Origin of the sequence: Streptomyces sp. NPDC048623 (assembly GCF_040650755.1) — a bacterium.
Lineage (GTDB): Bacteria > Actinomycetota > Actinomycetes > Streptomycetales > Streptomycetaceae > Streptomyces.
This window is the reverse complement of record NZ_JBEZHV010000018.1, coordinates 154,961-161,765: the sequence shown is the minus strand read 5'-3', so window position 1 is coordinate 161,765 and position 6,805 is coordinate 154,961. Positions and strand designations below refer to the sequence as shown.

The 6,805-nt window shown below is 75.1% G+C and carries 6 protein-coding genes; 5 read left to right on the top strand and 1 reads right to left on the bottom strand.

The genetic code is table 11. The features are described from left to right. The first annotated feature begins 213 nt into the window (after nucleotides 1–213). From AB0C73_RS24940 to AB0C73_RS24925, 4 genes are all read left to right on the top strand, one after another. Nucleotides 214–900: a trimeric intracellular cation channel family protein gene (locus AB0C73_RS24940; protein ID WP_362534011.1), complete on the top strand. Its 687-nt coding sequence runs from the start codon at nucleotides 214–216 to the stop codon at nucleotides 898–900. 26 nt (nucleotides 901–926) lie between these two features. Next, entirely contained in the window at nucleotides 927–1,802 is an 876-nt protein-coding gene (locus tag AB0C73_RS24935; protein WP_362534009.1) for a thioesterase family protein, read from the top strand. Between the two features lie 575 nt (nucleotides 1,803–2,377). Beyond that, a complete protein-coding gene (locus AB0C73_RS24930) occupies nucleotides 2,378–3,385 on the top strand; it encodes a WYL domain-containing protein (protein ID WP_362534006.1) in 1,008 nt (335 codons plus the stop codon). A 206-nt stretch (nucleotides 3,386–3,591) separates the two neighbouring features. Beyond that, a complete protein-coding gene (locus AB0C73_RS24925; protein WP_362534003.1) occupies nucleotides 3,592–4,755 on the top strand; it encodes a cysteine desulfurase family protein in 1,164 nt (387 codons plus the stop codon). Here AB0C73_RS24925 and AB0C73_RS24920 read toward each other — a convergent pair. Next, on the bottom strand, nucleotides 4,748–5,488 hold the full coding sequence (locus AB0C73_RS24920; RefSeq protein ID WP_362534001.1) for an N-acetylmuramoyl-L-alanine amidase: 741 nt from the start codon (nucleotides 5,486–5,488) through the stop codon (nucleotides 4,748–4,750). The two genes, AB0C73_RS24925 and AB0C73_RS24920, sit on opposite strands and share 8 nt — an antisense overlap. Nucleotides 5,489–5,549: 61 nt before the next feature. On the opposite strand from AB0C73_RS24920, the gene mnmA reads away from it, so the two are divergent. Continuing rightward, complete coding sequence (gene mnmA, locus AB0C73_RS24915; protein ID WP_362533999.1) at nucleotides 5,550–6,665, top strand: tRNA 2-thiouridine(34) synthase MnmA; 1,116 nt, start codon at nucleotides 5,550–5,552, stop codon at nucleotides 6,663–6,665. The last annotated feature ends 140 nt before the right edge of the window (nucleotides 6,666–6,805 follow it).

Genomic DNA, 6,805 nt, shown 5'->3' with positions numbered 1-6,805 from the left:
GAGCTGTCCACGCCCCTCGTCGCCGACGCCTGCGTACGGCTCGGGGTGCCGTTGCGGGCCGCGCCCGCCGGGGTCGTTCCCGTGGTGCCCGGGTGCCCCCGGGCTCCGGCCCCGCCCGCCCCGGCCCGAGGGCGGCACCCTACGAGAAGGGCGCGGGGCCCGCCCCGTACCGCCCCGGCAGCCCCACGTCACCACACCCGGCACAATTGCCCGGTGCTCCACGATCTGTTCAACCCGTCGGTCCAACACGCCCTGGACCTCGTCGGCATCTTCGTCTTCGCCATCTCCGGCGCCCTCCTCGCCGTCCGCAAGAACTTCGACGTCTTCGGCATCGCCGTCCTCGCCGAGGTCACCGCCCTCGGCGGCGGCCTCTTCCGCGACCTGATCATCGGCGCCGTACCCCCCGCCGCCTTCACCGACCTCGGCTACTTCCTCATGCCCCTGGTCGCCGCGGTCCTCGTCTTCTTCCTCCACCCGGAGGTGGAACGGACCCAGACCGCGGTCAACGTCTTCGACGCGGCCGGCCTCGGCCTGTTCTGTGTGACCGGTACGACCAAGGCGTACGACTACGGCCTCGGCCTCACCTCCTCCGCCGCGCTCGGCCTCGCCACGGCCGTCGGCGGCGGCGTGCTGCGCGACGTGCTGGCCAACGAGGTGCCGTCGCTGCTGCGCTGGGACCGCGACCTCTACGCCGTACCGGCGATCGTGGGCGCGACGATCGTCGTGCTGTCCATCCGTTTCGACGTGCTCAACGGGTACACCAGCGGCGCCGCCGTCCTCACCGCCTTCGTCCTCCGCCTCTTCGCGATGCGCTTCCACTGGCGCGCGCCGCGCGCCTGGAACCGCAGGTCGAACGCCCGCGAGGAGCCCGAGCGCGGAAACGAAAAAGCTACCGCTTAGTAATCAGTTCCTGTAGCGTTCCGGCCATGAGTACGAGCAGCATGGAGACGGTGAACGTCACGACGAGCGGGACAAGCGGTACGACGAGCGAGTTCGACCGGGACACGGCCGTCACCCTGCGCGAGCCCGGGGTGTACGACGCCGAGCTCTCCGCGGGCTGGACGATCATCCACGCCGTCAACGGCGGCTACCTCCTCGCCCTCCTGGGCCGCGCGCTCGGCGAGCACCTGCCGCACCCGGACCCGTTCACGATCTCGGCGCACTACCTCACCCCGTCCGAGCCGGGCCCGGCGGTGATCCGGGTGGAGACGGTCCGCACCGGCCGCACGCTGTCGACCGGCCAGGCCTCCCTGCTCCAGTACGCGGAGGACGGCACCGAGGTCGAGCGGATCCGCGTGCTCGCGTCGTACGGCGACCTCGACGCGCTCCCCGACGACGTGCGCACGACCGCGGCCCCGCCCGCCATCGCCCCGATCGACCAGTGCTTCGGCGCCACCGACGGCCCGACCCCGGCGATCCCCGGCTCCTCGGCGATCACCGAGCGCCTCGACATCCGGCTCGACCCGGCGACGGTCGGCTGGGCGATCGGCGCGCCGTCCGGCAAGGGCGAGATGCGCGGCTGGTTCGGCCTCGCGGACGGCCGTGACCCCGACCCGCTGTCCCTGCTCCTCACGGTCGACGCGCTCCCGCCGACCTCGTTCGAACTGGGCCTCAAGGGCTGGACCCCCACGGTCGAACTCACCACCCATGTCCGCTGCCGCCCGGCCCCCGGCCCCCTCCGCGTCGCCATCACCACCCGCAACCTCGCGGGCGGCTTCCTGGAGGAGGACGCGGAGGTCTGGGACAGCGCGGACCGCCTGGTGGCCCAGTCCCGGCAGCTGGCGCGGGCGCCGAGAAGCTGACGCGGCCCGCCACCTCATCGGCCTCGGCCCTGCGGGCCGCCGGGCGGCGAACCGGTGCGCCGTCCAGCGCACCCGACGGGCGGAGCCCGGCGACGGCTGCCGTTTCGGCCGGCTGCCGACCTGATGGGTGCGCCGTATCAGCGCTGCGTGCCCCTGCGCGGCCGACGGACCGCCTCGGCGGCGAGGCGGCCAGCCGCTCCCACCGCGCGGACGCCCCCTGTGGGGCGCCCCGGCATCCGCCGTGCGCGACTTTCGCTCGCGGGACGAACTCGTTCGGCAGAGGTCCGGAGGGCGTCGCCGCGTGGCGGACCGATCGTCGTTCAGGCCGTGGCCGGGGTGGGCGCCCGATCGGCAGGGCGCGCGGCGGGCTAGGCCGAAGGGCCGCCGCTGGGTCGGCGCCGTGCGGCCGGAGCCAGGCGACGCACCCGGCCGGCGCCCAAGGCCCCGGCCGCGCCCGGGGGGGGCGCCCGGGGAACGGGCCCGGCGACCGCCGTCGCCCACGGGCCGCCAGGCCGGGGCGGGCCCGCACCCTCACACGCCGCCCCGGCGCTCCCCACCCCCGCTAGCCTCGCCCCGTGAAGTCCGACCGCCTCCTCGCCCTCCTCCTCCTGCTCCAGACCCGCGGGACCGTCCCCGCCGGCGAGCTCGCCGAGCGGCTCGAGGTGTCCGTGCGGACGGTCTACCGGGACGTCGAGGCGCTCTCGGCGGCCGGCGTCCCCGTCTACGCGGAGCGCGGCCGTTACGGCGGGATCGCGCTGCTCGACGGGTACCGCACCGACGTCACCGGGCTCACCGCCGACGAGTCGCGGGCACTGTTCGTGCTCGCCGCGCAGGGGGCGCACCAGGCGCTCGGGCTCGACCGGGCGCTGGGGTCGGCACTGCGCAAGGTGATGGCCGCGCTGCCCGCCCCGCACCGGCCGGCGGCCGAGGCGACCAGCCGTCGCATCCTCGTCGACCCGGACCGCTGGATGAGCGGGCCGCGCCCGGAGGCGGACCTGGACGTGCTGCACCGGGCCGTGTTCGCCGACCGGCGGCTCGCACTGCGCTACCGGAGCAGCGGGGCGCCCGCCCCGGAGGCGTACACCGTCGATCCGTACGGCCTCGTCGTGAAGGCCGGCGTCTGGTACCTGGTCGCGGACCGCGAGGGCGAGCCGCGCCTGTTCCGGGCCGACCGGGTGCACGGGGCCGAGCTGCTGGACGAGCCGGTACGGCGCCGCCCCGGCGTCGAGCTCGCCGAGGTGTGGGAGCTGCTCCGGGCCCGGGTCGAGCGGCGCCCGGCCGGGGTGACCGTCACCGCCCGGATCCACCGGGACCGCTACGACCGCTTCCTGCGCCTCCACGGCGACCGCCTCACCACCCCGCCGCCCGCCCGCCCCACCACCGAGTGGACACACGTCGAACTCTCCGTCGCCGAACTCGGCGACCTCCGCCCCCTGCTCGCCTTCGGCGCGAGCATCGAGGTCACCGCCCCACCGGCCGCCCGGGCCCTGCTGGCGCAGGTGGCCACCGAGAGCGCGGCCCGCCACGGAGCCCCCGGCCACCCCGCCGAGTCACCCGGCGGGACGCCGGATCCTGCCTCGTAGAGCGGCCGCCGCGCGGACCGCGGCCTGGTGAGGCGCCTTGGCCGGACGGCCGACCCGGCCCGACCCCCGGCCCGCCCGCCCCCCCGGCGGCTCGGCGAGGCGCCCCACCGGCCGCCCCGCGAATCGCCCCCGTGAATCGCCCCCGCGAACCACCCCGCCGACCGCCCGACCACACCCCCGCCCCCGCCTCGTAGAATCGGTCCACCATGGTTTACCTCGACCACGCCGCGACCACGCCCATGCTCCCCGAGGCGATCGAGGCGATGACCGCCCAGCTCGCCGTCACGGGCAACGCCTCCTCGCTGCACGCCGCCGGGCGACGCGCCCGACGTACCGTCGAGGAGGCCCGGGAGACCCTCGCGGGTGCGCTCGGCGCGCGGCCCAGTGAGGTCGTTCTCACCTCCGGCGGCACCGAGGCCGACAACCTCGCCGTGAAGGGTCTGTTCTGGGCCCGGCGGGACGCCGACCCGCGCCGGACCCGGATCCTCGCGAGTCCCGTCGAGCACCACGCCGTGCTCGACGCCGTCGACTGGCTGGCGACCCACGAGGGCGCCACCGTCGAGTACCTGCCGGTCGACCCGTACGGCCGGGTCCACCCCGACGCGCTGCGCGAGGCCATCGCGCGCGAGCCCGACGACGTCGCCCTCGCCACCGTCATGTGGGCCAACAACGAGATCGGCACGATCATGCCGGTCCGCGAACTCGCCGACGTCGCCGCAGAGTTCGCCGTCCCCCTGCACGCCGACGCGGTCCAGGCCGTCGGCCAGGTCCCGGTCGACTTCGCCGCCTCCGGGCTCGCCGCGATGACCGTCTCCGGCCACAAGATCGGCGGCCCGTACGGCATCGGCGCGCTGCTCCTCGGCCGCGAGTACACCCCGGTCCCCGTCCTGCACGGCGGCGGCCAGGAGCGCCACGTCCGCTCCGGCACCCTCGACGTCCCCGCCGTCGCCGCCTTCGCCGTCGCGGCCCGCCTCGCCGCCGACGGCCAGGAGGACTTCGCCCGTACGGTCGGCGCGCTGCGCGACGAGCTCGTCACCGCCGTCCGTACGGCCGTCCCGGACGCACTGCTCGGCGGCGACCCGGTCGACCGCCTCCCCGCCAACGCCCACTTCAGCTTCCCCGGCTGCGAGGGCGACTCCCTGCTCCTCCTCCTCGACGCCGCCGGCATCGAGTGCTCCACCGGCTCCGCCTGTACGGCCGGCATCGCCCAGCCCAGCCACGTCCTGCTCGCCACCGGCGCCTCCCCAGACCTCGCCCGAGGCACCCTCCGCTTCAGCCTCGGCCACACCTCCACGAAGGCCGACGTGGCGGCGGTCGCCGAGGCGATCGGCCCGGCGGTGGAGCGGGCGAGGACCGCGGGCCTCAGCTGACGGTCGCCGGGAGCTTCGTACGCTCCCGGCGCACCAGCGCGATGTACCGCTTCCAGTCCCAGTGCGGCCCCGGGTCCGTGTGGTCCGTGCCCGGGACCTCGACATGGCCGATGATGTGCTCCCGGTCGACAGGGATGCCGTACCGCGCGCATATGTCGGCCGTGAGGCGGGCGGACGCCTCGTACATCCGCGGCGTGAAGTCCTGCGGGCGGTCGACGAAGCCCTCGTGCTCGATGCCGATGCTGCGCTCGTTCATGTCGCGGTTGCCGGCGTGGAAGGCGACGTCGAGTTCGCGGATCATCTGGGCGATGTGCCCGTCCTTGCGCACCACGTAGTGCGCGGCGGCGCCGTGGGAGGGGTCCTTGAACACCTTGAGGGCGGAGGCGTAACTGCCCTGGACGACATGGATGACGACCCGGTCGATGACGTAGTCGTCGGGACGGTCGGCGCGGCGCCAGTTGTAGCCGGACGCCGCCGTCCACTCGGCGCCCTTGTGGTCGAGCTCGCCCTCGACCCGCTTCCTCTCCATGCCGGGCAGCCGCCACCAGAAGCGGGCCAGCTCGTCACGGGCGAGGACGGCCGTGCCGGCGAGGGCGACGGCGCCGCCGAGCAGGACGGCCCGCCGCGCGGGCCCGCCCTTTTTTGCTGCGCCCTTCTTCGCGGCGCCCTTCCTCCGGGCCGTCGTCCTCTTCTTCGCCGCCCCGCTGCTCCGGCTGCTCCCCTTTTTCCCCATGTGATCGACAACGCTTACTCCCGCGACCGTGGTTCCCCGCGCCCCGTACCCTGGTAGGGCTATGACTAAGACCCTCCGCGTCCTCGCCGCCATGTCCGGCGGCGTCGACTCCGCCGTCGCCGCCGCCCGCGCCGCCGAGGCGGGCCACGACGTCACCGGCGTCCACCTGGCCCTCTCCGCGAACCCGCAGTCGTTCCGTACCGGCGCGCGCGGCTGCTGCACCATCGAGGACTCGCGCGACGCCCGGCGCGCCGCCGACGTCATCGGCATCCCCTTCTACGTGTGGGACCTCGCCGAGCGCTTCCGCGAGGACGTGGTGGACGACTTCGTCGCCGAGTACGAGGCGGGCCGCACGCCCAACCCGTGCCTGCGCTGCAACGAGAAGATCAAGTTCGCGGCGCTGCTCGACAAGGCGCTCGCCCTCGGCTTCGACGCGGTCTGCACCGGCCACTACGCGACCGTCGTGCTCCGCGAGGACGGCACCCGCGAGCTGCACCGGGCCTCCGACATGGCCAAGGACCAGTCGTACGTGCTCGGCGTGCTCGACGAGAGGCAGCTGGCGCACGCGATGTTCCCGCTCGGCGACACGCTCACCACCAAGGACGAGATCCGGGCGGAGGCGGAGCGGCGCGGCCTCGCGGTCGCGAAGAAGCCCGACAGCCACGACATCTGCTTCATCGCCGACGGCGACACCCAGGGCTTCCTCGCCTCCCGCCTCGGCACGGCGGAGGGCGACATCGTCGACGAGTCGGGTACGAAGGTGGGCACCCACGAGGGGGCCTACGGCTTCACCATCGGCCAGCGCAAGGGCCTGCGCATCGGGCACCCGGCGCCGGACGGCAAGCCGCGCTACGTCCTCGACATCTCGCCCGTGAACAACACGGTGACCGTCGGCCCCGCCGAGGCCCTCGACGTCACCGCCCTCACCGCCGTCAAGCCCCGCTGGTGCGGCACCGCCCCCGAGGGCCCCGGCCGCTACACCGCCCAGCTGCGCGCCCACGGCGAGGAGACGCCGGTGAGCGCGGCGATGGCGGACGGTGAGCTGACGGTCACCTTCGACGCCCCGGTCCGGGGCGTGGCCCCGGGCCAGGCGATCGTGCTCTACGACGGCACGCGGGTCGTCGGCTCGGCGACGATCGCGACGACGGTACGGAGGACGGCCCCGGCGACGGTCTGAGGCGCCCGGCGCCTGACCCGGTCGGGCCTGCCCCTGATCCGGCCGGGGCCTGATGCCCCCGCGGCCGGACGGGGCTGACGCTCGGCGCCGTCGGAGTCCGACTCGGTCGTGGGCCAGGGCCCACGGGCCGACGCCCGATG